The following is a 24,740-nucleotide window of genomic DNA, read 5'->3' as shown; positions in this document are numbered from 1 at the left end:
GTGGGGGTGTATGATGTGGCTGGTGGTGTTGACGTTTTTGTTTCCGAGCACCGTGTATGCTCAATCCGAAGATGCCCGCACACGTCACTTAGAAATGCTTGCCAAAAAAGCGACTATTTATGCCTACCCCATGGTCGAAAATGTCCGTGTTATTTACGATCAATTTTATAACCGCGATTCAAAGTCTTTTAAAGCCACGGTGAATACTTTGCGCACCACAGTCTCTTTGCCGAATGCAAACATCCGCGTTCCTTCGCAAAACCTCGATGTGGGCTACGGTTACTTGTTGATGGATTTACGTGCAGAGCCTTTCGTGATTTCTCTTCCTAAGATCACGAAGGATCGTTATCACTCTGTTCAAATCGTGGATCTTTACACCTACAATGAAGACTACATCGGCACTCGAAAAGACGGTAGGGAAGACGGGCCTTTCTTAATCGTCGGGCCGCATTGGAGCGGAAGCACTGCGGGATTTCAGCGTGTCATTAAGGTCGAGACCGAATTTGCGCTGGCATTATTTCGCATGCAAATTTTAAATTCTGAAGATCTTGATAAGGTTCAGTCCCTGCAATCTCAATATCAGGCGTTACCTTTGAGTGCTTTTCAGAAGACGGCATCGCCTCCTGTAAAGCCAGCTGTGACTTTTCCACCTGTTCTGGATAAAAACGATCCAGATGCCTATTTTTCAGCCTTTAATTTTGTTCTCAGCTTGGCGCCGGTGTTGAAAAATGAAAAAGCGCTTCGCGCGGATTTCGAAAGTTTGGGGCTTATACCGGGAAGCTCTTTTGAACTAGCGAGACTGAATCCTGAACAGCGCGCGGCTCTTCGAAAAGGGTTCGCCGAAGGTTTGGCCGAGATCCAAGAGGTCGCGCACAATACGGGTGACACCCGAAATCTTTACGGCTCGCGAAAATTTTTTAAAGAGAATTACCTCAACCGCGCAGTGGGAGCTTACATCGGACTCTATGGAAGCTCTCGAGAAGAAGCGGTGACTGTTGCTTGGCGCGTGGATGAAATCAACGACGGTGAAAAGTTAGATGCTTCGAAGTATAACTACACTTTGCGATTTACAAAAAACAACCTGCCGCCGGTAAAGGCTTTTTGGTCCTTAACCATGTATGACGAAAATTTGTATCTGTCTAAGAATTCGCTGAACCGCTATGCGATCAGCTCAAGTGCGCTTTCCGAGCTTAAGCGCGATAGTGACGGTGGCTTGACGGTTTATATTCAACGGCATTCTCCCGGAACATCAAAAGAAGCCAATTGGTTGCCCGCACCTTCCGGACCCTTCGTTGCCGTACTCAGAATGTATGCTCCGACAAAAGAAGTGCAAGAAGGGCTTTGGAAAAAGCCAAGCATGACAGCCGTCAATCCTTCGGCACTTTCCAAAAAATAGCTTTCGTCACTGCGGACAATTCTATTTCATCTAAAGGCATTGATGGCACCGGCTTCGTTCGCGGATGGAGATGTGTTGACCTCGTTGCCTTCGCGAACAATAATGAATTCCACATGTCGCTGGTTCAACTTCGGTATTACATCATTGCGTTCTCATTCCTAGTTTCTGCGAATGCATTTGCAAGCATTTCAATGAATTTATCGGCGGGAGTAAGCTCTCCTCAGATAGAAAATCCCGCAGATGTCTCATTTACATCTTTTCAAGAGCCCGAAATTGCCATGGGCTATAGCGCAGAAGATCTTTGGATCCGAATCGAATTGCAAAACGAGTCACCGACAATCGAAAAGAAAATTTTGTTTTTAGATTCGCCATTGGCAGGCCGTCTTTCATTATATGGAGCAGATGGTGTTGCGCAAATTTCCGGTCCCGGTGTTCCTCTTAATAGACGTCTTTATCCCTCAAGGCTCGGCGCGTTTCCCCTCGAACTTCCTCCTCATAGTGAAGAAGTCCTGTATCTAAAAAGAAGTTCCCATCACGCCTTAAATACAAAAGTGCAGGTGATCGACGAAGCGACATTTCTTAAAGAGGAAGAAACCGCCAAAGCCGTCTTCTTCTTTTATATAGGTGGGATTCTGTCTTTGGTTGTTTATAACTTCTTTGTGGGTCTGGCGACCTCGCAAAAAGATCATATTAGTTACGCTTTTTTCGCGTTAAGCTTTGGTGTAACCGCCATGGTTCTTCATGGTGTTTTTGATACGTATTTAATACCCACTCCCGACTTCGTTTTCTCAAACTATTTAATGTTCTTTTCGTCAGTGACCCTTTTTACTGCTTCAGTCTTCGTTCGACGGTTTTTGAATATCACTAAAAATTTTTCCGTGGGTTACTACGGAACAGCCGTCTTCTGCGGGTTGGGGATAGTGACGATGCTTGCGAGTTTTTTTGCTCCCACCCATCGTGAACTCTTCATTTTTGGATACTGGATTGATCTTTCCATCGCTGGAGCTATTCTCTTTTTTATTTTCTGTGGCGTCTATTCATTAGTGAAGTTTAAAAACAAATTGGCGCTGTACTTTCTTGCTAGCTGGCTTGTGGTATTCATTGGAACATTTTTCTGGATTGGTTCGTTGCATGGGTTTGTGAAAGCAAATTCCGTCACTCAATATTCGTTGCTTTTTGCGAATCTTGGAGAAATGTTGGTCCTGTCATTGGGACTGGCGTACAAACTCAAAACATTGGACCGTGAAAAGCGCCAAGCACAGCAGGCTGCGGGGGACAAAGACCGTTACCATCGTTTGGTTCGTGTCCTTTCTCACGACGTAGCAAACACCGTATCCGGTTTGATGTACCATTCAGAAATGCTCGAAGAACTGGCCGAGCACCCTAAGGTTCGTGAACACGCGCAAAAGATCAATCTTACTATTCAGCGTCTGGATAAGATCCTGCATTCGGTTCGTAATGAAGAAGTCGTCTACTCCTTGAAATCCAAGGCTCCGTTACAACTGGTCGAGTTAAGTCTGGCCTGTGCAGAGGCTGTTCAGCACTGCGCCTGGCAATTAGAAAACAAAAACATCCGGGTTCATTCGCATGTTCCTTCAGGAAAATACGTCAAAGCAGATCATTCAGCGCTGGTAAATCAGGTTCTTCTAAATCTTTTATCTAATGCGATCAAATTTTCCGCATCCGGAAAGTCAATCACTCTTTCCTACGTCGAACGCGATGAACATATCGGCATTGTAGTGAAAGACGAAGGGACCGGCATTCCTCCAGAGGAGCTTGAGAATATCTTTAAAGGAAAAAAGCTCTTTTCTCGCCGAGGTACAGCTAACGAAACCGGTACAGGGCTAGGCACGACTCTGGTCAGCGATTATATGCGACTTTTTGATGGAGTCATCGAAGTGCAATCCGTGCATTCCGCTGTGGGCGTGGATTCTGGGACGACGGTCACCCTGCTTTTCCCGAAACGTCTCTTGACGACATAGGAAGTCTGAACAAACTTTCGACAAAAAAATGAACTTCTAAAAATCCTTTTTAAAGCGTCAAATCTTTAGAGAGTCCACTAAGTCATGATGATCCAACACCCTTAAAAAAGTTGAGACCGTACGAAGATTGGGTTGAGAATTAAACATAAGAATTACCAACCCAGGAGTTTTCCATGAACAGAGGGATGCGTTTAGTTGCAACAGGATTGTTGTTACTGTCGGTGGGGTGTCAGAAGGCTCAAGAGAGCAGCGAAGTGATGGATCTATCCAGTTCCACGCTGACCTGCAAACCAGGTTCGCAAAAGGTCAGCACGGCCAACCTTAAAATCGAAGGTGAGTCGGTAGGCCAGACCAACGAAGCGATCCAATACAAGCTCAACGAGCAGTTGTCCTGCGATAGTGCACAAGAAGTTGTGTGGAAAGCTGCAGGGGGTTCATCAAGAACGGCGACCAGCGTAACATCGGTCTATAAAAAGGCCGGTACTTACGTGATGACGGCGTCAGTTCAAGACGTGAGCGGTACGACGTCTCAAGAAGTCTCTTTTAAAACAGTGGTTGTCGCCAGTGAACCTGTGATGATCGCTCCTACCGTAGGTGTAGCCGGTCAACCGGTGACATTTGATGTTGGTATTCCTGAGAATATGACTTTACTAGATGCCTATTGGACATTTGGTGACGGGACTCCTTCTGTGAGTTCTATGGACGCCATCCAACATACTTACGCTCAACCTGGTACTTACACGGTGAAAGTGTTGGTTGTCGGCAATCCGGGTGGTGAAAAAATGCTTTCGCAAACCATCGTGATTTCTGAAGAAGAAGATCAAGTGGTTTGTACAGCAGCGGCGGCGATTTCAGGTCCTTCTGAAGCCAAAGTCGGTTCCCCAGTCAGCTTGTCTTTATATATGCCGCAATGTTTGGCGGATCAAGTAGGTGCAATCCGTTGGGCCTTCGGTGATGGCGGAAGTGCTTCAGGTCAAAACGTTCAGCATACTTATGCGGCTGAAGGTACTTTTGAAGTGAGCGCCGTTTTATTAAAAGGCGACACAAACCAAGTTCTTTTCAACTTGAAGCATTCCATCACAGTGACTAAAGGAACTGTAGATCCTGAACCAGAACCCACTCCAGAACCAGAAGTTCCTGGTTCATGTCAGGTGAAAGATCAAATCCGCGAATCTCAAGGTGACATCTATTCAGAGACGGTGGCCTGCGGATTAAACGGGACGAAAGAAATTTCTTACCGTGACGTGATCAAAGAACAGTGTCAGTTGAGTGGTGAAAAATTGAGCTGGGTAGAAATCTCTCGCTCAAAAGAAGTCACTAATGAAGGTTCTTGTGAAGGCCAATCTTGCAGATTGCCAGATGGAAGTGTTCTTCCTCATGGTGGATCTAAAGTATTGTACTCGACTAGCACTCCTGCAGGTTCTTGCGCGAGCGTGTCTCAAGAAAGAGTTTGTAATAACGGAGTTCTTTCTGGCTCAGATACTTTCAACCAAAACTCTTGTCACAATGGTTGTGGTGACTTCGGTTCCCATGGCACTGTAAAAACAGATGTTGTGACCGGTGAGGTGAAAGTTCCACTGACTTGTGCTTTCGGTGAAACAGGTTTCTTTGATATCTTCACAGAAGTGTCAGATCAAACTTGTAAAGACGGTCAAATCGTCAGTTCAAATACTCACCAGGGTTCTATTAAAACTCCAGGTGCATGTCCTACATATAAATACGTTCCGACAGAAAACTTCACAGCTTGTACTGCGGACTGTGGTGGTAAACAGTCACGTATCTTCGTGTGTGTTGATGACAAAGGAACACAAGTCGGTAACGAACGTTGTGCCGGTCAAGCTATGCCAGTGGAAGAAAGAGTTTGTGACGGCAACCCAGAAGCTGTACGCAGACAAGAATCTTCGACTTCGGTTGAAGAAGCTAACAGCTCGCAAACATGTCCAGCAAATCAGATCGGTGTGATCGTGAATAAGCGTGATGTGACGAAAGTCAGCACTTACGCTTGTATCGACCACAAAGTTCAGTTGGAAGGTACAGAGACTCAATATGGTCCTTGGGTGGCTGAAAGTTACTGCCGTGACTACGTCGCAAGACGTTGTTCGCAAGACAGCTTAAGCAATTCTCAAGCGCAAGGTCGTTATGAGTGGATGGTGAAATGTCAGGATCAATTGCCAATCATTAAAGAATTCCTGGCTCAGTTCGATGACGTGAAAGTGAAATCAGGTAAGACATCTGTGGCTCTGAATTCTAGCGGTCAGCACTTGTATCCAACATTCATGGATCGTGCTTACAACCCAGAAAAACCATGGATTGCACCAACTTCGAAAAATGCGGCATGTACTATGCCATCTACGGTGTACGTAGCGACAGTGTGTGTGTCTTCATGTGCCACACCTGAACAGCTGATTCTTGCCCAAGAAGCAGGTAACACGGATATGAAGTACGTTCCATTCATCGAAGCCTTGACGAAGAATTATGCCTTCGTAGCTTCATTGCAAAGTGCTCAAAGCATGGGAAGTAAAGCTATCCAAAAAACGAAAGTGGATCAGTGGGTGACAGAGCTTCTTGATACGGAACACGACATCTTATTGATGCGTATGAAGTCAGGCCGCTCAATTAAAGTGACTCCAAACCATCCACTTGTAGCTTCGAATGGCTTCATGCAGTCAGCGAAAGACTTCAAAGTGGGCGAGGACCTGGTGCAATTAGGTGGTGTCTTGGATGAGATCGTGTCGATCACACCAATGAAATACACAGGTAAAGTCTATAACATCTTCGTACAGTCAACAGCGATCCATCACAATATCCTTGTGCTAAATGGATACTTGAATGGTTCGGCTTACTTCCAAAATGACGGTGCGAAAGAGTTGAATAGATCCTTGTTCAGAAAAACTCTCACTCGCGGAGCATTCTAAGATGAATAAAAAACAGCTAGCCATAGCGGTGGGGGCGGTTGCAGTCGGAGGAGTCATGCTAGTCATGACTTCTCTTTCTGTTAAAAAAGACAGCCCTAACGAAAAGCCCAGCGTCGAGCAACATTCTCCCGAGGCGCCAGCGTCTCCGGCGTCAGACGGTCCGACGGCGATAGTGCAAAATCCCACATCGGAGGTTCCTGAGGCCCGCAAGGGTGAAAGTGCTCCCGTGTGGAAAGACTACGCCTACAAAAAAGAGCTCAGTGCATTTCATCGCATGCATCGGAAGGTTTTCTTGGATGAAACAGAAAAGAAAGAGCGACAGGAATTGCTAAAGAACCACCGGGTGATTTCATCACTCAGTGAGCTTTTGCAAGCCCCCGCTTTGACCGTCGATGAGGTGATCTTGCAAAACGTGGCTTTAGACCTTCTTTTAGAGTCGCTGCAAGACGCCCCGAATGGGGAAGCTTTAGGGGTTTTAAAAGATGTCGTGAGCAATGGATATATCGAAGATAAATCAAACAGTCTGGAAGCTCGTAAGTCTTTAGGAGAAGTGAAAGCGGAAGTGCTTTATCAGTGGTCCGCCTTGCAACCTCAGAAGAAATCCGAGATTGAAAGATTGTTGCCAGGTCCGGTCAGTAAAAAGATCTGGGAAAACGTCAGATACCAGCAGGAAAACAATCTTGCTGAATCTTCTTTGGAACTTCGCAAATAGTTTTAATCGCCCTGCAGTCCCAACTCCCAAAACCGATTTCGCATTTTCTCAAAGTTTGATTTCCCGCCTGCACTGGTGATGTCAGGGTGCGGGTCTGCGGATACGGAAGCGGCCGCTTTGCTTCCACCCGGTAAATACTTTCTTAATTCTGAATCCTGACTTGGGACAGTCTCAGGAGGAGAAGAAGCTAGTTCGCGACGAGAGTTGGGCGCCTCGATGGCCACCGCATCAGACGTTCTATTCGCTGATTCCGACGCTGCGGAGCTAGTTGGGGAGGACGAGAGGCTTGGAGCTACTTCCGTTGCACGGGTCGGTGTTGCTGAAGATTGTGAAGGCGTCGCAGTTTGGGACGATGTTGTTTCCTGCTTTTCACTGAGCGCGACAGCCGCGGTTCCGCCACCACCACCTTCGCTTCCGTTTGATTCTTCATCGCAGGATTTACCCTGCTTTAACGATGATACAATGGATACCAAAGACGCCGCGGAAGAAGCCAAAAGAAGACCGTAAGTCTTTTTGCAAAGCTGCTCTTTGGAGTGCAGAGTCTTTTTGCTTTGGAGACTGATCTCTTTTTTCATCTCTGTGTAAGCTTTGTTATACAGTGATTCTAACTGGCTCATTCCTTCCGTGCACCCTGCGCCGGTCTGCCCTGGTGTGCAGGTGGCTTTTGAAACGTGCAGGGCTTGGATCATTTCTTTCATTCCACTCGCAGCTGCTGAACACGATAAATCACATTTCTTCTGCATGGCCCCGCAGGCGACGGTGTAAGCCGTGATTCCGGCCTGAGCCAAGGTCATCGCTTTTGAAAACGACTTACAGGCGTCGTTGACGGCCAAACTGTTTACTCCTGCTAGAACCAAGTTCACACCTTGCAAAGTTGTTTGCAAGTTCGGAGAAGTTTCTTCGCGACATAGTTTTGCTGCACGGGTTTGGTCATTGATGCAGGTTTTGCGATTGGCTTCATAAGCTTGAAAACCTTTTTTAAAGGAAGGCAGTTCCGGGATGACCAGTTGGGCGCCTGGATCCATAGCGGAGACCGCGGCGGGAAGAACGTCAATTTTTTTAATGATGGCTTTTAGGTTGACCGGTACTTCTTCAAGGCCGACAGCGATCAATTCATCGGGTGTCAAAGGTTCAACCGCCGCTGTCGCAGCACCCGCGGCTGAAGGCTCCGCCACAGCAGGTAATGACAAAGACAGAACGGATAAAAATGTCATGACGGTTTTCATAATTTCCCCATAAATTCTTGTCGGCTCTTAATTCTGGTGCTGAAGAAGTTTGCTGTTTCAGAATGAGAATGAACTCTACTTTCCACACTGAATGGGTAATTTCGCGACCGTCTTTTTGTTTTTCCGAGAAACTTACGCGAAGTTTTCAATACAATGTCTGTCACTTCACAAAGAATTATATGTGAACCCACAAAGAAGGATGTGTCATCACGCAAAATAAACGCCCGAACTAAAAGATCTCTCAAAATGCACTCAGCACTTGGTCCTATTCTTTGTGTTTTAGTAACGATTTTTTCTGCGAAGTAATTTTCATCCGCTAAGGTTTGTTCATGCACATCACACACAACTTTGGAGGTTGAATGCAAGTGACTGTTAACAAATCGTTCTTTTCTCGTTTCACAGCAACACTATTGGTAAGTTCTTTATTATCCCTAGCGGCTTGTGCGGGAAATGGCGGCAGTGATACAGCCAGTCTGCCAGATGACACTACAGAGGAACAAATCGTCGATAATCCAGGCGCAAATGCCACAATCCCTCGCGATGCTTCAGAAAGCCTTTCTGACTCTCAACGTGAAGGCATTCTTCAAAAATACAACTACGTAGATCCAACACGTATGGTTCGTACGGATGCACTGGCAAAGGCTTTGGTTTACTTCGACGCTAACAAAAACAATTTCAGAAATCAGGATTACGTATCCGTGATTGATTTCGCCAAGCACTCTTCAGAGCCTCGTTTCTATATCATTTCCATGAAGACGGGAGCCGTGTGGGCTATTCGTGTGGCACACGGTAAAGGTTCAGATGCAAACCACGATGGATATGCGGAAAAGTTTAGCAATACATCAGGTGCGCATGCCAGCTCTTTAGGTTACTACCGCACGGCTGAAACTTATCAAGGTGGTCACGGACTTTCACTTCGCCTTGATGGATTGTCATCAACGAACTCGAAAGCTCGCTCTCGCGCCGTTGTCATCCATGGAGCGAACTATGTTCAAGACACGAACGTGAAGCAAGGAAGAAGCTGGGGATGCCCTGCCGTTTCGATGCAAAACTTGAAAAACGTCATTGGATACATTAAAGGTGGCAGCCTAATTTATGCGGTAAAGTAAGCGAAGAAAATCAGCTTATTCTTCAAATAAAAACGGAGACACAATGTCTCCGTTTTTATTTGTGAACCCTTGTTTCTTGTTCGAAAATAAACAGAATCTTAACCACACAAAGTGAGAAAACTCACATGCCAGCGGTGAGTCTCCAGAAATAATACAGAACAAACTTACAATTTTATAACACTTGCTTCAGATCGTTTTTAACCGATCTTCACGTTTTCTTCACAATTTAGCAAATTGCTAGGCTACCGAAATAGATATCGGACCCATAATATGCGGGAGATTCTCATGAGCGTTGCCAGAAAATTTGCGGAAGAGACAAACTCTTATAGCTCTACGGTGGACGAGCTGACACTTCTTAAAGAACAAATCAAAGCCCTTCACCGGGTTCAGGCGGTCATTGAGTTTAACCTTGATGGGACCATTCTAACAGCCAATGAGAACTTCTTAGGAGCTGTCGGTTATTCACTTCCTGAAATCCAGCACCAGCATCATGCTATGTTCTGCGATCCCGAGTACGCACAGACGGCGGAATATAAATCCTTCTGGCAGAACTTGGCAAAGGGCCAGTTCATTGCAGGTGAATTCAAGCGTTTCGGTAAAGGCGGGAAAGAAATCTGGATCAACGCTTCTTACAATCCCGTGTTCGACTCTGAAGGCCGCCCCTTTAAAGTCATCAAGTTTGCCACGGACATCACAAAATCAAAAAGAATGAATGCAGATTACGAAGGCAAGGTGGCCGCGATCGGTCGCGCTCAAGCCGTGATCGAGTTCAATTTGGACGGTACTATCATCAACGCCAACGAAAACTTCTTAGGCGCTGTCGGGTATTCATTAGGTGAAATTCAAACAAAACATCACCGCATGTTCTGCGAAGAAAATTATGCGAACTCTTCGGAATATAAGTCTTTTTGGGAACAGCTAGCTCGCGGTGAATTTGTGGCCGGTGAATTCAAACGCTTCGGTAAAGGCGGCAAAGAGATTTGGATCAATGCTTCGTACAATCCCATCTTTGATGCTGATGGGAAACCCTATAAGGTTGTTAAGTTTGCTACGGATGTCACTCAATCAAAAATGAAGACGGCAGAATACGAAGGTAAGATTGTTGCCATTGGTAAAGCTCAAGCAGTGATTGAATTCAATATGGATGGCACAATCATTTCTGCTAACGAAAACTTCTTAAAGACGGTGGGTTACAGCTCTGCAGAGATCGTGACAAAACACCATCGTATGTTCTGCGAACCTGAATATGCTCGCAGTGCAGAGTATGAAGACTTCTGGAAGAAACTGAATCGTGGAGAGTTTGATTCCGGTCGCTACTTGCGCTTTGGCGCTGGGGGAAAGCGTATTTGGATTCAAGCGACCTACAATCCAATCATGGATATGAACGGACGACCTTATAAAGTCGTCAAGTTTGCATCAGATATCACAGAGCAAGTGGAACTTGAGCAGGCCGTGAAACGCAAAGCTCAGGAAGATCAAGAAAAAGTGGATTTGTTATTGACCGTCGTGAATGCGGCTGCAAGTGGAAACTTAACATCAGAGATCACTGTTAATTCAGATGATGCGATCGGGCAGTTGGCCCAAGGGCTTAAAAAAATGATTTCCGACTTGCGTGGGGTTGTTTCGCAAGTAGTCACTTCAGCTAATAATTTCGGTTCGTCCTCGAAAGTGATAGCGACACAAAGTTCTTCTGTCGCTATCGGAGCGGCCACTTTAGGCTCTACTGTTGAAGAAATCAATGCTTCCATCGAGGAGTTCACAGCATCTATCTCATCCATCGCGGATAACACTCGTCAAGCCAATGAACTTGCAAAAGTCACTCAAAAAGAAGCTGAGGCGGGGAACCTTGCAATTGGTAAATCCATTGAAGCAATGGAGTTGATCAATAAATCTTCAGAAGATATCAGCGAAATTATCAAAGTGATCAGTGAAATTGCCAGCCAAACAAACTTGCTCGCTTTCAACGCAGCCATTGAGGCCGCTCGTGCCGGAGAACATGGTTTAGGATTCTCCGTTGTCGCGGATGAAGTCCGTAAACTTGCTGAAAGGTCCTCTCAGGCGACGAAAGAAATCTCTAAGCTGATTAATGAGTCCGTCAAACGTGTGGAACAAGGAAGCTCAATTTCGAAACAGGCCGGAGAGGCATTTGGAAAAATCGTGGCCGGTATCGAAAAAACGACGATGTCGATCTCAGACGTGAATGCTGCGGCTGAAGAGCAATCGAGTGCAGCTAAATATATCGCCATCGCGATCCAGAATATCTCTACTGAATCCGAAAAATCAACGGCCGCTGCCGAGTCGATTGCGCATTCAACGCAAGCCTTGGTGGATGAATCCGAAGAGCTGAATAAAACCGTTTCCAGATTCGTAGTTTAATCCAAAGGAAAACGAATGGATGCAGTATCTGGACAAAAAAAGCTACGGACCGCGAGCACTCAGATGTTCGCGTCCTTTCGCTTAAGTGACACGGAACTGGCTGTCTCTATTTCTTCTCTTCAGGAAGTGGTGAACTTTCCTGACAAAGTGTCCCGCGTACCTTTGGCTCCAGAATATCTGACGGGGTTGTTCAATCTTCGCGGCATTGTTGTGCCTATCGTAGATATGGCGAAGCTTTTGGATCTTCCGACGACAGCCGGGCAGGATAACAAAAAAGTCGCTATCATAAATATCCATAAAGTGCGCATCGGCCTTCTTTTTGACGCGACTTCTGAAATGCTCAATGTCAGTGAAGACAATATATCTTGGATGGATGAAAAAATAGAGGGCCCCAAGTCCGTCGTCAGAGGCGTTTTAAAGTTGAATGGCGGGGACCGTATTATTGAGGTCATTGATCCTGCGCTGCTGATTAAAATTGAAAACATTCCGCAGATTTTAGAGCAGGCTCAAACTTCAGAGCGCACCGAGGTCGTAAAGAAGAAGTCAAAGCGATCTCAGTGCATCAGTTTTAAATCAGGCGGCCTGGAATTCGGCTTAAAAATCTCTGGTATCAGTGAAATTATCAAAGTTCCCGAAATCAAACGAAGTGTTCTTGCCGTCGATCATTGTATCGGCATGGTTAATTTGCGCGGTACGATCATTCCCATTTTAGACTTTCAGATGTTTCTAAAGCTTCAAAAGCCGGAAGCCGTCCCCGAGCTTGAAGAACGCCGTATTGTGATTTTGAAGCTTGATAAAGTTCAAGTGGGATTCCTGGTTGATTGTGTTGACAGCATCGTGACGTTCTTTGAAGAAGACATTTTACCAGTGCCGATGTTCAAGCAAGAAAAAGTGGAGATGATGCAGGGGCTGGTATGCCCGCAGCCGGATCTGCATATTTTGCTTCTTAAAGAAACGCAAATCCTTTCAGATCAAGAGATCTTAGCGATCACGCGAGGTCACCAAACGCTTTACGGCAAAAAAGAAGAAAGTGCGAAGGAACATCAGAAAAGAGCCAGTGACCGAAAACCCTATTTATCTTTCCGTCTAAAACACATGCTTTCGACGCGTTTAGGGGCGGTCGACGAGATTGCCAAATACACCGACGACATGGTTTGTCCTCCAGGCTATCCAGACTATATAGCCGGTATGATGAATATGCGTGGGGAAGTTGTGATGGTTGTGGACCTTCGCGTTTTCTACGGAATGACAGCATTATCGGATCGCAGTCAGTCGCGCGTTTTGATTGTAAAAGGAGAGCGAGCGAAGTACGGACTTCTTGTAGATGAAGTCGATGCGATCAACACGCTGGATGAAGGAATGAAACTGCGTATTCCCGCTGTACTCACTCCGCAAGCCAATAAAGATCTTCAAGGTGACATTAAGGAAGTAGTAGAGATGAATGACGCCTTAGGAAACAAACGCACCTTGATGATTTTTGAAGTGGCAGAATTTGTTAAAAAAATTGAGGAGCATGCCGCGGGTGTTCCCGCGGCCTCTTAGTTAGAACCAGTATTCCCCACCTAAAGAACCATTAAATCCTTCAGAGTAATACGTGTAAGTCTCTTCATAGCGGTGATCCGCTAGATTGTTTAAACGAGTGTACACCGTCATCTTTTCATTGAGTGCGTAAGAATATGCCGCATTGGCTGTCACATATCCAGGTAAAGTCACAATACCCGTAGCGCCGAAGTCAGAACGTGTGCCCGCGCCAATCAATTCCACTGAACCGGAATGTTTTCCCCAAGCCTGAATATAGCGAAGACTGCCATTGACCAGAGGGCGACGAAGCAACCAGCGGTCGTTTTCTAAATCGCGAGGCTCCTGGTATCCGTAAGTTGCCACGACGCTAGCGTCCGTAAAAGGACGGATCGTGTAGGCCACATCGACACCGCGAGTTTCACTTTTAGCCACGTTGTTGTACTTCATGTTGCCCGGGGAACCCGTGATTTGCAGAAGATTTGAAAATTCAGAATAGAACAAAGTCACGGAAAGATTCTGGCTTTCATTAATGTTCCATTCTTGCATCAAGCTGTATTGGTTGGCATTTTCAGCTTTCAAATCTGGATTGCCGTAACGGGAGTACAATTGGAACAGCGAAGGGATCTTATAGCCCGAAGCGACTTCTAGTTTTGTATGTTCAAAGAGGGTGAGGCCCACTTGGAATGTGCCCACCGGGTCTTGATCTCCCCAGTTTTCAACACGTCCTCCGAGAGCCAATGAAAAATCCTTGTTCCAAGCGTAGTCGCCTTTTAAGAAAAGGCCACGTTGTTCAGAGAAGGTATTGACCTGTTCAACACCCTTACTTCTAAAGACGAAATCTTCATAAATATAGCTCAAGCCACCGATCACCGTCAGGTTGTCGCCTTTATAGGGAGTAAAATCCAAGCGCACCGTGCGAAGATTTGCGCCATAATCCTCCTCTGTCCCTGTGGGATTATCCACGGGAACCACAGTAGGCCAATCGTAATCGCGCAGACTGTTTTGTGTGCTCAAAGCCAAACGTGGCTCCCAAGCTGTTTGAGTAAAGCGTAAATTCGACGAAACACCGATCTGGCGAGTGAACTGATCAAAGTCCACCGTGTCGTAAATGCGATTGTTCACGCGACTGGAAGCGGGTGATTCGTTCAGGTCTTGCAGAAAAAGCGCCTTCAGATTTCCTTCCACCGCTCCTTTCCAAGCATAGGTCCCTTCGGCATTCCAGTTATTACGAGCGTAGGTTTCTGAAGATCCTAAAACGGGAGACTCTGCATCTCTCCACGCGCCATGTCCGCGTACGATGAAAGCATTGTTTTCATCCAAAGCTTCAGTGTGAACGGCGGTGATGTCGCGGAAATTTTGTGTGCCGATCTGGCCTTCAAGTCCGGTCTTTGTTTTAAACTCTTGAGGAATTGTGTCGATTTTGATCACGCCACTTAAGGCCTGGCCACCGTAAAGAACCGTCTGGCCCCCTTTGATGATTTCAATGCGGCGAACGGATTTAATATCCAGTGAGTTTAAATTAAAAGTGCGTTGAATGGTCGAGGCATCATAAAAAGGAACGCCATCAACAATGATCATCACATGACTAGAGTCACCACCACGAATGAAGATGGAATTGGGTTGAAAAGGTGTGCTTGTCACGGTGATATTGGCCTGGCTTGAAAGCAGTGTCGTGATGTTCGGAGCGCGAGATTCTTTAATAGTCTCCTCATCGATAACGACTTTATTAGAGGTATTAAAAACGACGTCTTCGACAACAGTTTCGAAAGACGGGATGTTTTCTTGCGCGTGCGCGGCAGCGCCTAAAAGTGCAGTCAGTAAGAGACTCGAGTATTTCACAGATGTTTTCCTTTGAGCGGACTAGTTAACTTCTAATTTAAATCTATAGGTGTAGCGGATCTTGACGGCAACAGATTCTTCGCCTTTGAAAGCTGGTTGAAATTCGAATTTTTTCAAGGCTTCGATGGCGGATTCATTCAGACCATGGCCGGGGCCGCTGATAAGTTGAACTTCACGCACTTGACCCAGTTTGTCGATGATAATTTCTAAGACGACCGGCCCATCAATGCCTGATTTTTTGGCTTCTTCGGGATATTGAGCTTTGATTTCTTTTTTCACCTTGGGAAATCGGGTGATCTCGCTATAGCTTGCCGTTCCACCGCCAAATTCACTGCCTGAGGTGGAGGTCCCATCACCAGGTCCGTCTTGCGCGACATCTGCTGCGGCGTCTTGTGCTTTCATCGCTTTTTCTGATGCTGTGCTTGTGGAAGGATGAACTTTGGGTTGAGAAGTGGCGGGGACCGCTAGTTTGTTCTGAGAAGAGCCGCCACTCAGCGGCGCATTCATCACCGTCAGATCGACGACCTCAATAATATCTGAAGACACGGGAGTGGAACCCCAGTGCAAGGCTGTGACCGCCAATAAATGCAAGGCAACTGATAATATAATCCAATATGAAAGTTTCAACCCTTTGAACTTCTCACAAAACGATCTGAAGTCAAATGCCTTTCAGACTTTCAATAATTTGCGCTGCCGACTTGGTTGGTGGGCGCTCGTCGCGATCTCCACGACGACTCTCTAAAGCTTTGACTCCGAATAGCTGTGATACGAATTGGGATGTGCGCGCCACTGTATTAAAGATGGCCACCGGATTTTTATTCGGAGAATTCACAAGCTCTGTCTCTTTCGCTAAATTTCCTGCGGCGGGTCCCACGGCATAGATCGGAAGTTTTTCGCCGCCCACTTCTTGAAATTGGCGCGCCAAAACTGTTTCGGTCAAACCCAACTCTTTCAATGGTCCGACAACGTCCACGAGTTCGGGTGTTGTCACGGCGTCCGTTAGTAGTTTCCCGTTTAAGTTCGTGTATCCAGTCGAATCGACAATCATATCGCCCTCGGCTTGGCTGACGATATTGTTCTTCGCATCTTTCACCGTGACAAGATAGCGACCCGAAGGCAGGACTTCCACCTTTTCAACGTGACCGGGAACACCCGTCACACGTCCTTTTTGATAGTGCGGAACAATCTTATCTATGTAGCGGTCCCAGCCTGATTGGCTCGCAACGTATTCTTCGGCTGTTTTAAAGTTGTTGCCGATCCAATGGATTTTAAATCCTTCAGGTAAAGTCACATGTTTATCATTCAAGGCTTCAACGGCAATGCGAGAACCATCGCCATTACCAATCAAAATTATTTCGCGAGGAACACGCACGTTTTGATTTTTTAAGCGGTTTTCTTTCAGTGAAACCAAAAAAGCATCCGTACTCATGATCGGTTGCAGGGAATCTTTTTGCGCCTCATGAGAAGTTAGGAAATGCGCAAAGTCCTTTTGGTAACCACCATCTTTCACTTTCGTGCCGACTTCTCCTAAGCCCGTTCCCAACAGAAGATTTTTCGTGCGGAAGGTAAGGCCGTCTTGAGTAAGAACTTCTAAAACGGTACGGCCGCCGTCTTGAACTTTCTTAACCGCGACAATTTCTGTTTTCAAAAGAACAGGAACTTTCGATGCATATTGCTGACTTTGAATGTGGGCCGCCAATTGAGAAGAGTGCGCGTAACCCTGAGACGTGAAGTGAGCAAGGCTTCCGTGGCCTCCTGGGAAATCATGCATGGAAACCCGGCTGGCCTCGAGGCTGTTAATATAAAAATCTTTTTCAGCAAAAGTTTTTGCCACCAGATCTGTCTTTTCAACAACCAAGGTTCTTAGTTTCGTGTTACGTAAAACAAGAGAAGCCGCAGCACACTGAGGGCCGGCTCCTAAACAAAGAACATCCAGTTCAACAATCTTGTTTTTGTATTGTGATTTCAAGGCTTGTGATTGCGCGCGCATTTCAGTCATTAAAAAATCAGAAACTTTGACAGCCTCACGTTGTTCGTGGGCAATCTTTTGCAGTGAAATCAGATCATCAGGAAAAGGTTTTCCGCCATTTTCCGACCAGACGCTCGGAAGGAAGATGGAATCACAACGGGGCGCCGAAGCCCACGAGGCTGGGCCGATTAAAACCAAGGCCAAAGCTAAGGAATAGATAAAGGGTCGTTTCACGTGCCGCTCCCGAAAAATTTAATTCGGAAGCTTAGATCCAAAGAACGTGCCGAGAAAGAGGTCGTTTGGAAAGACCTATATTTGAGATCAGGCAAAGCCTTCTGTCTGATCCTTAGACAGAGGCCCTTTTTTTCGCGCTCCGTTTAGCCAGGGCCGGTTGAAAGAAAATCACCACTCCCGAAACCGTGAGGAAAAGAACTCCCAAAGCCATGGGTAATGCGATTCCAAATCGGCCGATATCCCCCAGTCCCAGATAAGTGGACTCGTGAATTCGCACGAGAAGGCTTGAGTTGCGTTTAGCAAGACCCAACACCGCTCCCGTGCTGCCATCGACGCCAATCTCGTAGTCACTGTGTTTAGAGCGCACCGTGATAGCGCCTGAAGCAGGACGAATATCAATGCGACCTACATCATTCCACGTCTGAACTTGCAGCTCTGGAACACTCTGGGCGGCTTTTAAAATATCGGAAAAGGGGATGGTGATTTCTTTGGCGACCGGGGCCGGCATTTTGGGAGAGATCCACTCTATCTTACCTCGGAAAAGTAAAAGTATTCCCGTCACGATCGTCATTAAAAAGGGAAGAGTGATAAAAATAGAAATCCATCTGTGATATTTGCGCCAAAATTTCATAGCGGTTTCATAAAGCAGGTTGCCGTCGCGGAACAGCAATAATTCTAAATGAAAACGAAATGCGATGTTGCAGGTTCATTCAGAAGAAGGCACGATCACATTCATGAATTCTCATAATATTGCTCGTATTTTATTTCCTTTATTCGCTGTTCTTTGTTTTCTTCCGCAAGTGTCTTCCGCCGTTGCTTTGATCGCGGGAATGGCTTTGGCATTGACCTTAGGAAATCCCTATCAAGAGCGAACGAAAGCTTGGACGTCACAACTTTTAAGTATTGCTGTAGTGGGCTTAGGAGCGGGCATGAACTTGATCACTGTGAGCCAAGTCGGTGTGCGCGGGATCGGATACACGGTTGTGGGAATTACATTTGGTCTTTTATTAGGAACCCTGATGGGGCGTTTCTTAAAGGTCGAGAAAAACACCTCGACTCTGATCACTGTCGGAACAACGATTTGCGGAGGCAGTGCGATTGCGGCTGTCGCTCCGGTGATTCGCGCTCGTCCCCCGGAAGTGACTGTTGCGCTGGGAACGGTGTTTTTGTTAAATGCTCTGGCTCTATTTATTTTTCCTCATATCGGCCATTATTTTAATTTGAATGAAACACAGTTTGGACTTTGGAGTGCCTTAGCCATTCACGATACCAGCTCCGTTGTGGGCGCCAGCCTTCAATACGGGCCTCATGCTTTGGAAGTGGGGACGACAGTGAAGCTCGCGCGCGCTTTATGGATCGTGCCCATCGCTTTAGGAATTGGTCTTCTGTATAAGAATCAAGGACAAGAAGCGGGGGAGGCTAAAGCAAAGCGTCCGTGGTTTATTCTGGGATTTTTGATCATGGCCGGTATCATGACTTGGATACCAACACTGCAACCCGTAGGACATGGAATTGAGTGGGTGGCAAAACGTCTTTTAGTTCTAACCTTGTTTTTAATTGGTGCGAACCTGACTCGCGCGACAGTCCAAAGTGTCGGCATCAAACCTTTTGTCATGGGTGTGGCACTTTGGGTTATCATGGCCACCACTTCATTGGGCGCCATCTTAGAAAATTGGATACGTTAAAAAGGAATGGGTCTTGTCGATACACTGGTTTTGATACCTAAGACCTGTGACATTTGATCTAAGGTGAAGTCATTATCTTTCTTGGTGTTAGAGGCGATACAATCCTTTGGCACCCAGATCTTAAAGCCTCGCATATGAGCGTCGTTGGCCGTAAAGAAAACACAGATATTTCCTGCGACTCCTGTCAGTATCAGATTTTTCACCCCGAAATCTTCTAAAAGAATATCTAAATTCGTGCAGTAAAATCCGGAATGTCGAGGCTTTAAGATAAAATAGTCATCGTCTTCGGGTTTTAAAATCTTAGCGATCTCTGAACCCAGAGACGCATCATGCGCACAATTCAGATAGACTTCTTTTGAATCCGAGCGCCATTGACCGAAGTTGTCGTTAAGATAGATGACGGGAACTTTTTTCTTTTTAAGTTTCTGTTTTAGAGCTTTGACTTTTTGGGCAACAGGCCATGTGTAGCGCGCAAGATCTTTCCCCTCGGGAAAATCAAAAGTGTTTAGCATGTCGATGATAAGAAGAGCCGTCGAATGACGACGGCTCACGTCGTTGGGTTTCATAGATCAGTGACGCGCATGGGATTCTCTTTCATGGGGCGCATCCATGCCACCACGCTCAAGAATTTTAGTTTTAAGCTCTAAGAACAGCTGCCCCAATTTTTCGCGATCACTGCTTTCAGAATGTTTTTTGAAATCAGGAAGAAGCTCTTCCTCTTCTTCTTCAATATGATGCTCTACGAGTTCTGCCAAAACCTTGACTCGGGCGCTCCACAAATCGTCATCATCGGTGCGCATGATTTCTTCGACCATTTGATCAGCCAGTTGATGTTCAACATCCCCTTCAAAACCGCCTTCACGAAGTTCTTCATCACCTTTCATATAACGATAAAGAGATTGTTCTTCTGGTTTTGCATGAGAAATTAAAAGCGGAGCAAACTGGGCAAAAGCCTCTTGTCGTTCCTCAAGTTCCTTTTCAGAATCTTTCATGACTTCGATCAACTCTTTCAGAGGCTTGTGATCCTCCAAGATCATATTGATAATATCCAGTTCGCTGCTTTTTCCAGAGGAAATTTTCGTCTGCTTTTTACTCATAGGATCCTCCTTAAGTATAGACTCTTAAACAGCAATTGGGATGCCAACAGACTTCTTCCCGAAAACCAAATGAGATTGCGGTCAATTTCAAGATGGGGTTTTCTTCATCACGTCCTGTGGTGAATTTCCCTCTATAATTCACAGTCTAGAAAGCCGTAAGCGATATGAGTAAAACCTTGCGCTTGCAGTTTGTCGGCCAAGTTTTCATAAGCTTCTTCCACGTTTTTATTTTCGTGCTTCACGACATATTGTGACCTTGCTAAGTGACGCAACACTGATCGCAACGGTGCCGGATTTGGCAGGTCAGGAGCATCGTAATCATGCTGCTCAAGAGTCCATTGAATTTTGGCGGTTGGAAAAATGTCTTGGCAGAGACGAGGCACTTCCCACTCATTCGATGTGGCATTGCCCAAGGTCCAAGTCAAAAAACAGGCGCGCACCGGGACGGAATTTTGTTCAGAAAATTTTTTAACTAACTCAAACGAGGCTATCTGCAAATCGGCGCCATGCTCACCACCGCCGGAATTGAGCGCCAAAGAACTGTCGTCCGGGGCCGGTGCGAAGGGAACATTGGTTAAGAACAAAGTCTTACCTTGCAAACGAAGTGGTGTGGGAAATTTGCGGTTCATGTCATTGAGAAGACCAAAACAATGTTCAGAGGCAAGATCATTGATAAGGGCATTGAGTGAAGCAAATGTCAGCGCTCGGGCATTGGCATCACAGAAGATTCTTTTGGCGGATCCTTGAAAACCCAGAGGTGTGTGACCACAGCCCGCGGCCGGATCAATCACCCAATCAGCCCAAGTGTGTAGTCCCTTTTTTTCCACGTGCTTTAAAAGAACCAGTGCTTCATCAGGGTCGGGGAAAACACGCATAGGACTTTGTACCCAAGCTCCGTCGGTGATGAACAATCGGGAACCGATCTGATTGACCTTCACCAGAAGCCTTGCGCCGTCAATAAAACCCACATGCTTTAGCGTCGGAAAAAGATCCGGAAGGCTTAATTCAAAAGGGGTGCGTGGTTCTGTCTTCCACCAGCCTTGGTAAGTGGGTTCTTGGAAAAGACGTTCCAGTTCACCGTGCACCTTCTTTTTTAAAGAAGAGTTGCTTGAAAGAGTCAGCCAGATTTTGTTGAGGTTTTCAGTCTGTAGCATGAGCCCATTATGAAAGGGGACCACCTGATCTTAAAGATGTTTAATTGCACAGTATGCAACGAACGGGGACCAGGCTTACTTTTTTCGTTCTAGGTTAAGAAGAAAGGATTTCGTCGGAAGACCACCCGCATAACCTCCCAAGGTGCCATCAGAAGCAATCACGCGATGGCAGGGAACAATGATTGAAACCGGATTTCTTCCATTCGCGGTCCCCACGGCGCGACAGGCTTTGGGATCACCTAGGGCCACCGCGATTTCTTTATAAGAACAAGTTTCGCCATAAGGGATTTTTTGAAGATGAGACCACACTCTTTTTTGAAAGTCGGTTCCAATGAGGTCCAGGGGAATATCAAATTCCTGACGCTCGCCCTGGAGATATTCTTCGATTTGTTTTTGAGTTTTTAAAATAAATTGCACGGCCGGATGTTTTGTATCGGTTAAATTATCAAAAGGCATATTCTGCTTTTTCCAGAAAATACCTTGAAGCCCTTGTTCAGAGGCCACGATATGCAAAGGGCCTAAAGAAGATTTCATTAAATACTGCTTTTGCGAATTCATCAGGGATTCCTTTTTTTCGCGATCTTCGATTTCGTTAAGTCTTGCGAATAGTTCTTCCAAAATAATGCTGCGACATAACCGCGCCAGGGACTCATCTGGTCAATAATCTTTTTGTCGTGAATTTGCAGCGTACGCGCCAAAATCAAATCACTGGCAGGAAAGGTGTCGGTATGTCTTAGCGCTTTTAATGCCATATATTGCGCGGTCCAAGGCCCGATCCCGCGGAGTTTTTGCACATCCTTCATAAAGACGTCAACGTCCTGGGTGGGCGATAACGAAATCTTCTTTTCTAGAACGGCTTTACAAAATTCCATCAAAGTTTGCTTGCGAGCTTTGGTGGTTCGCAAGCGACTTAGATCCGCATTAACGATGTCTAAAGCCGAAGGAAAGAGTTTGATTCTTTTACCATCTTTTTCGTAAAGGCTTTCCTGGCCCGCAATCTCAATAAGATCATGCACAAGCTCTCGGCCCATTTTCACACTGACAAGCTGTCCAAGAATTGTCGCGACGGCAATTTCAAAGGCGTCCCAGCCTGAAGGAAGACGAATTCCCGGTGATGTTTTCAGAATCTTTTTAATCCCCGTATCTGTCTCTAAAATATTAGCGATCATCACCGGATCTGAATCCAAGTCAAAAAGGTGACGGACGCGAGAAATGATCGCCGGGATTTGAGTCGTGTCGGGAAAATCAATTTCGACATGAAGGCAGGACTTTTCAGGATTATCTGAAATGGCAATCACACCCACATGTCCGTTCAATGCCACCACTCGATACATGGTATTTTCGTCAAACCATTCCAAATTTCCCACCCGGTGATTTTGATACGATTGCAAAAGTCCCTGGAAATCAAAAGGAGGACGGTAAGACAGACTTATTTTTAATCCTGATCCAGGTGTGACTTTGTTACGGCGAATATCGCGCGGGGCTTTTTTAAAGCGGTCTTTAAAAGCATCGTTAAAGCGACGGATGGATTCAAATCCCGAGGCAAATGCAACTTCAGTGATAGGTAAAGAAGTTTCTACAATCAGTTTGCGTGCGAGGTTCAAACGATTTTCAAAAGAGAGCTGCTTTGGAGTTTTACCAATTTCTTCCATAAACAGACGCCGCAAGTGTCGCGCGGTGACTCCGAACTGAGCGGCGAAGTCATCTTCGTTGAAACTTAAGCTTTCTTTCGCATTTAATACTTTGACGGCTCTTTGCACGACCGCGGATTTTCCCACCCACGCTGGGGAGTGCGGTGCACTTTCAGGTCGGCAGCGCAAGCAAGGACGATAGCCTGCTTTTTCAGCCTGCAAACCATTAGAAAAAAATTCGACATTTTCACGTTTGGGTTTGGCCGGGCAAATCGGACGGCAGTAAATACCCGTGGTTTTCACGCCGATAAAAAACTTCCCGTCAAAGCGGGGGTCTCGGGCTAGCATGGCTTGATAAAAGATATCGTCCTTGTTCATGAAGCCCACTATATCCTATGTTTTAGGAAAAATGTGGCTATTTTCGGACATGATCGCCGAAGGCGATTTTAGCGTAAACTATCAGTAACAGCTTTCGTGATTGCCGCGCGTTCAACGGGCTTGCGCAGGCCCTCTTCCGCGTTGAACACGTCCATCCACGTATTCAAATCATCGCGTCCGCTGACAAGAATTTTTTTCACCGAATCAATCTCTGGCATAGCAGCAATCTTTTCGTAAAAATCCATTGTCGACATATCGGGAAAAGTGAGGTCCATCACAATAAGATCCGGTTTGTTTTGGGTCAGATATTCTAAAGCTTGGTGAGCTGAAGTTGCCGTTGCAATTTCACAATCAGGGCTTTGCAAATAACGTTTGTAAAGCATAAGCAAGTCTTTAGCGTCCTCGATGATCAGTACTTTTTTCGCGCTCATGCTACAGTCCTCCTGAGGACAATTTTCTTACGTGTCGAAAAGGTTTGCCAGTGAAGTCCTGTGAAGGGAAGGGTTCCTTTCAGTTGTTTCATTTATGTAATGACTTTTGACATACATGCTAAAGGCGGCTTGATTGGATCTTAACACCCCAGTGATGACGCGCGACATTGCGTCGATAGATGTTCGCAATTCTTTGATAAAATACTTCGTATGAAAAAGCATCTCGTACTAGCAGCTATGGAGAGTGAGTTTTCAGAACTCGCTGCCCTCCAAGGTTTTATATCTCGCAAACTCAAACACTCCGATGTGACTTTGTGGGAAAAATCCACTCCTCGAAATTCAATCACTCTAGCGAAGACCGGTGTCGGACCTATAAGTGCGGCTATTGCTCTGACACAAATTCTAGCAGACTCGACATATGACGATGTCTTGATGTTAGGGCTTGGCGGAGGCATTGATGCTGAACTCGCGGTCAGTGATATTGTTATCGCTGAAAGAATCGTTCAACATGATGCCCTTTGTACTTTTGATGACCGCACTGAAATCATGGCGTGCGGAGAGCTTCACCTGTCGGTCTCTGCAGAAAATAGAAAAAGTATTTTCATGCCTGCAAATGAGGACCTAAATAGAAAATTCGAAAGTCATCTGAAACAGAAATCCTTCCGCGTTTTTCGCGGGGACTTGTTGTCAGGAAGTGAGTTCGTGGGATCGCTAGAACGCAAGAATCTGCTGAAAGCGCGGGTCCCTTCTGCAAAGATGGTCGATATGGAAGCGTGCTCGATCGCTTATATCTGCCAACAGCAGGGCCTTCCGTTTGCCATCGTCAAGACGGTGGCGGATACTCTCAAACCTCAATCGACACATCAATACAAGGATTTCCTTAAGTCGAGCGCTTTAAAGTGTGCGGAGTTGGTCTCATGTCTTGAAGAGCTTTAGCCTGTCGGAACTTCGGCAGGTACCGATGTCTCGGCATGAGGCGCTGTCGGCCGCCCGGCAGAGGGTGATTCAGAGCGAATCTATTCGTTTATAGAGCGAAATCCGGTGGCACCGCCTGTGCTTTTAAGTCTGGTATCAACTGACTTGGA

20 protein-coding genes are annotated in these 24,740 nt (G+C 46.1%); 9 read left to right on the top strand and 11 right to left on the bottom strand.

Going from position 1 to position 24,740, the window contains the following annotated elements; translation table 11 throughout:
* Positions 1–10 precede the first annotated feature (10 nt).
* The 4 genes from ACLWBD_RS12575 (at position 11) to ACLWBD_RS12560 (ending at position 7,005) form a co-directional block, all read left to right on the top strand.
* The gene (locus ACLWBD_RS12575) at positions 11–1,396 is read left to right on the top strand and encodes a DUF1254 domain-containing protein (protein WP_172795499.1); all 1,386 of its coding nucleotides are present in this window, start codon (positions 11–13) and stop codon (positions 1,394–1,396) included.
* A complete protein-coding gene (locus ACLWBD_RS12570; protein WP_413568402.1) occupies positions 1,342–3,378 on the top strand; it encodes a 7TM diverse intracellular signaling domain-containing protein in 2,037 nt (678 codons plus the stop codon). Before ACLWBD_RS12575 ends, ACLWBD_RS12570 begins: the two co-directional genes overlap by 55 nt.
* A gap of 173 nt (positions 3,379–3,551) precedes the next feature.
* Positions 3,552–6,293, top strand: a complete 2,742-nt coding sequence (locus tag ACLWBD_RS12565) for a PKD domain-containing protein (RefSeq protein ID WP_063204744.1) — start codon at positions 3,552–3,554, stop codon at positions 6,291–6,293.
* Positions 6,294–6,348: 55 nt separating this feature from the next.
* Positions 6,349–7,005, top strand: a complete 657-nt coding sequence (locus tag ACLWBD_RS12560; protein ID WP_413568401.1) for a hypothetical protein — start codon at positions 6,349–6,351, stop codon at positions 7,003–7,005.
* Positions 7,006–7,007: 2 nt separating this feature from the next.
* Here the strand turns inward: ACLWBD_RS12560 and ACLWBD_RS12555 are convergent, their stop codons facing one another.
* The gene (locus ACLWBD_RS12555) at positions 7,008–8,231 is read right to left on the bottom strand and encodes a hypothetical protein (RefSeq protein ID WP_413568400.1); all 1,224 of its coding nucleotides are present in this window, start codon (positions 8,229–8,231) and stop codon (positions 7,008–7,010) included.
* A 359-nt stretch (positions 8,232–8,590) separates the two neighbouring features.
* Between ACLWBD_RS12555 and ACLWBD_RS12550 the strand changes: the two genes are divergently transcribed.
* From ACLWBD_RS12550 to ACLWBD_RS12540, 3 genes are all read left to right on the top strand, one after another.
* Positions 8,591–9,340 carry a murein L,D-transpeptidase catalytic domain family protein gene (locus tag ACLWBD_RS12550; RefSeq protein WP_063204741.1) on the top strand — a complete coding sequence of 250 codons (750 nt, stop codon included), beginning with the start codon at positions 8,591–8,593 and terminating at the stop codon, positions 9,338–9,340.
* A gap of 285 nt (positions 9,341–9,625) precedes the next feature.
* Positions 9,626–11,716 carry a methyl-accepting chemotaxis protein gene (locus ACLWBD_RS12545; protein ID WP_413568399.1) on the top strand — a complete coding sequence of 697 codons (2,091 nt, stop codon included), beginning with the start codon at positions 9,626–9,628 and terminating at the stop codon, positions 11,714–11,716.
* Between the two features lie 15 nt (positions 11,717–11,731).
* Entirely contained in the window at positions 11,732–13,258 is a 1,527-nt protein-coding gene (locus ACLWBD_RS12540; protein ID WP_413568398.1) for a chemotaxis protein CheW, read from the top strand.
* On the opposite strand, the gene ACLWBD_RS12535 is transcribed toward ACLWBD_RS12540, so the two are convergent.
* The 4 genes from ACLWBD_RS12535 to ACLWBD_RS12520 form a co-directional block, all read right to left on the bottom strand.
* On the bottom strand, positions 13,259–15,076 hold the full coding sequence (locus ACLWBD_RS12535) for a TonB-dependent receptor plug domain-containing protein (RefSeq protein ID WP_063204740.1): 1,818 nt from the start codon (positions 15,074–15,076) through the stop codon (positions 13,259–13,261).
* A 21-nt stretch (positions 15,077–15,097) separates the two neighbouring features.
* The gene (locus ACLWBD_RS12530; RefSeq protein ID WP_413568397.1) at positions 15,098–15,703 is read right to left on the bottom strand and encodes an energy transducer TonB; all 606 of its coding nucleotides are present in this window, start codon (positions 15,701–15,703) and stop codon (positions 15,098–15,100) included.
* A 31-nt stretch (positions 15,704–15,734) separates the two neighbouring features.
* Positions 15,735–17,279: a hypothetical protein gene (locus ACLWBD_RS12525; protein ID WP_413568396.1), complete on the bottom strand. Its 1,545-nt coding sequence runs from the start codon at positions 17,277–17,279 to the stop codon at positions 15,735–15,737.
* Between the two features lie 112 nt (positions 17,280–17,391).
* Positions 17,392–17,910 carry a PepSY domain-containing protein gene (locus ACLWBD_RS12520; RefSeq protein ID WP_413568395.1) on the bottom strand — a complete coding sequence of 173 codons (519 nt, stop codon included), beginning with the start codon at positions 17,908–17,910 and terminating at the stop codon, positions 17,392–17,394.
* A 64-nt stretch (positions 17,911–17,974) separates the two neighbouring features.
* Between ACLWBD_RS12520 and ACLWBD_RS12515 the strand changes: the two genes are divergently transcribed.
* Complete coding sequence (locus ACLWBD_RS12515) at positions 17,975–18,964, top strand: YeiH family protein (protein ID WP_413568394.1); 990 nt, start codon at positions 17,975–17,977, stop codon at positions 18,962–18,964.
* Here the strand turns inward: ACLWBD_RS12515 and ACLWBD_RS12510 are convergent.
* From ACLWBD_RS12510 to ACLWBD_RS12485, 6 genes are all read right to left on the bottom strand, one after another.
* Positions 18,961–19,530, bottom strand: coding sequence for a cysteine hydrolase family protein (locus tag ACLWBD_RS12510; RefSeq protein WP_413568393.1), 570 nt, complete (start codon positions 19,528–19,530; stop codon positions 18,961–18,963). The two genes, ACLWBD_RS12515 and ACLWBD_RS12510, sit on opposite strands and share 4 nt — an antisense overlap.
* A gap of 3 nt (positions 19,531–19,533) precedes the next feature.
* A complete protein-coding gene (locus ACLWBD_RS12505; protein ID WP_063204737.1) occupies positions 19,534–20,061 on the bottom strand; it encodes a hemerythrin domain-containing protein in 528 nt (175 codons plus the stop codon).
* A 131-nt stretch (positions 20,062–20,192) separates the two neighbouring features.
* A complete protein-coding gene (locus tag ACLWBD_RS12500; RefSeq protein WP_413568392.1) occupies positions 20,193–21,215 on the bottom strand; it encodes a hypothetical protein in 1,023 nt (340 codons plus the stop codon).
* A 75-nt stretch (positions 21,216–21,290) separates the two neighbouring features.
* Positions 21,291–21,773, bottom strand: a complete 483-nt coding sequence (locus ACLWBD_RS12495) for a methylated-DNA--[protein]-cysteine S-methyltransferase (RefSeq protein WP_063204735.1) — start codon at positions 21,771–21,773, stop codon at positions 21,291–21,293.
* Complete coding sequence (locus ACLWBD_RS12490) at positions 21,773–23,224, bottom strand: DNA-3-methyladenine glycosylase 2 family protein (protein WP_063204734.1); 1,452 nt, start codon at positions 23,222–23,224, stop codon at positions 21,773–21,775. The genes ACLWBD_RS12495 and ACLWBD_RS12490 overlap by 1 nt, the downstream gene beginning before the upstream one ends.
* A 68-nt stretch (positions 23,225–23,292) precedes the next feature.
* Positions 23,293–23,655: a two-component system response regulator gene (locus ACLWBD_RS12485; protein WP_063204733.1), complete on the bottom strand. Its 363-nt coding sequence runs from the start codon at positions 23,653–23,655 to the stop codon at positions 23,293–23,295.
* A 210-nt stretch (positions 23,656–23,865) separates the two neighbouring features.
* Between ACLWBD_RS12485 and mtnN the strand changes: the two genes are divergently transcribed.
* On the top strand, positions 23,866–24,591 hold the full coding sequence (gene mtnN, locus ACLWBD_RS12480) for a 5'-methylthioadenosine/S-adenosylhomocysteine nucleosidase (protein ID WP_081112103.1): 726 nt from the start codon (positions 23,866–23,868) through the stop codon (positions 24,589–24,591).
* The last annotated feature ends 149 nt before the right edge of the window (positions 24,592–24,740 follow it).

The organism is Bdellovibrio sp. HCB117, from assembly GCF_047305915.1.
GTDB classification, from domain to species: domain Bacteria; phylum Bdellovibrionota; class Bdellovibrionia; order Bdellovibrionales; family Bdellovibrionaceae; genus Bdellovibrio; species Bdellovibrio bacteriovorus_B.
The sequence above is the reverse complement of the archived record's forward strand: the minus strand, read 5'-3'. Positions and strand labels throughout refer to the sequence as shown.

What these genes read in the sequence shown, in the direction of transcription:
- ACLWBD_RS12575 (WP_172795499.1), top strand. Translation starts at nt 11, where the DNA reads ATGATGTGGCTGGTGGTGTTGACGTTTTTGTTTCCGAGCACCGTGTAT.
- ACLWBD_RS12565 (WP_063204744.1), top strand. Translation starts at nt 3,552, where the DNA reads ATGAACAGAGGGATGCGTTTAGTTGCAACAGGATTGTTGTTACTGTCG.
- ACLWBD_RS12560 (WP_413568401.1), top strand. Translation starts at nt 6,349, where the DNA reads ATGCTAGTCATGACTTCTCTTTCTGTTAAAAAAGACAGCCCTAACGAA.
- ACLWBD_RS12555 (WP_413568400.1), bottom strand. Translation starts at nt 8,231, where the DNA reads ATGAAAACCGTCATGACATTTTTATCCGTTCTGTCTTTGTCATTACCT.
- ACLWBD_RS12550 (WP_063204741.1), top strand. Translation starts at nt 8,591, where the DNA reads ATGCAAGTGACTGTTAACAAATCGTTCTTTTCTCGTTTCACAGCAACA.
- ACLWBD_RS12545 (WP_413568399.1), top strand. Translation starts at nt 9,626, where the DNA reads ATGAGCGTTGCCAGAAAATTTGCGGAAGAGACAAACTCTTATAGCTCT.
- ACLWBD_RS12540 (WP_413568398.1), top strand. Translation starts at nt 11,732, where the DNA reads ATGGATGCAGTATCTGGACAAAAAAAGCTACGGACCGCGAGCACTCAG.
- ACLWBD_RS12520 (WP_413568395.1), bottom strand. Translation starts at nt 17,910, where the DNA reads ATGAAATTTTGGCGCAAATATCACAGATGGATTTCTATTTTTATCACT.
- ACLWBD_RS12515 (WP_413568394.1), top strand. Translation starts at nt 17,975, where the DNA reads ATGTTGCAGGTTCATTCAGAAGAAGGCACGATCACATTCATGAATTCT.
- ACLWBD_RS12510 (WP_413568393.1), bottom strand. Translation starts at nt 19,530, where the DNA reads ATGAAACCCAACGACGTGAGCCGTCGTCATTCGACGGCTCTTCTTATC.
- ACLWBD_RS12505 (WP_063204737.1), bottom strand. Translation starts at nt 20,061, where the DNA reads ATGAGTAAAAAGCAGACGAAAATTTCCTCTGGAAAAAGCAGCGAACTG.
- ACLWBD_RS12500 (WP_413568392.1), bottom strand. Translation starts at nt 21,215, where the DNA reads ATGCTACAGACTGAAAACCTCAACAAAATCTGGCTGACTCTTTCAAGC.
- ACLWBD_RS12495 (WP_063204735.1), bottom strand. Translation starts at nt 21,773, where the DNA reads ATGAATTCGCAAAAGCAGTATTTAATGAAATCTTCTTTAGGCCCTTTG.
- ACLWBD_RS12490 (WP_063204734.1), bottom strand. Translation starts at nt 23,224, where the DNA reads ATGAACAAGGACGATATCTTTTATCAAGCCATGCTAGCCCGAGACCCC.
- ACLWBD_RS12485 (WP_063204733.1), bottom strand. Translation starts at nt 23,655, where the DNA reads ATGAGCGCGAAAAAAGTACTGATCATCGAGGACGCTAAAGACTTGCTT.
- mtnN (WP_081112103.1), top strand. Translation starts at nt 23,866, where the DNA reads ATGAAAAAGCATCTCGTACTAGCAGCTATGGAGAGTGAGTTTTCAGAA.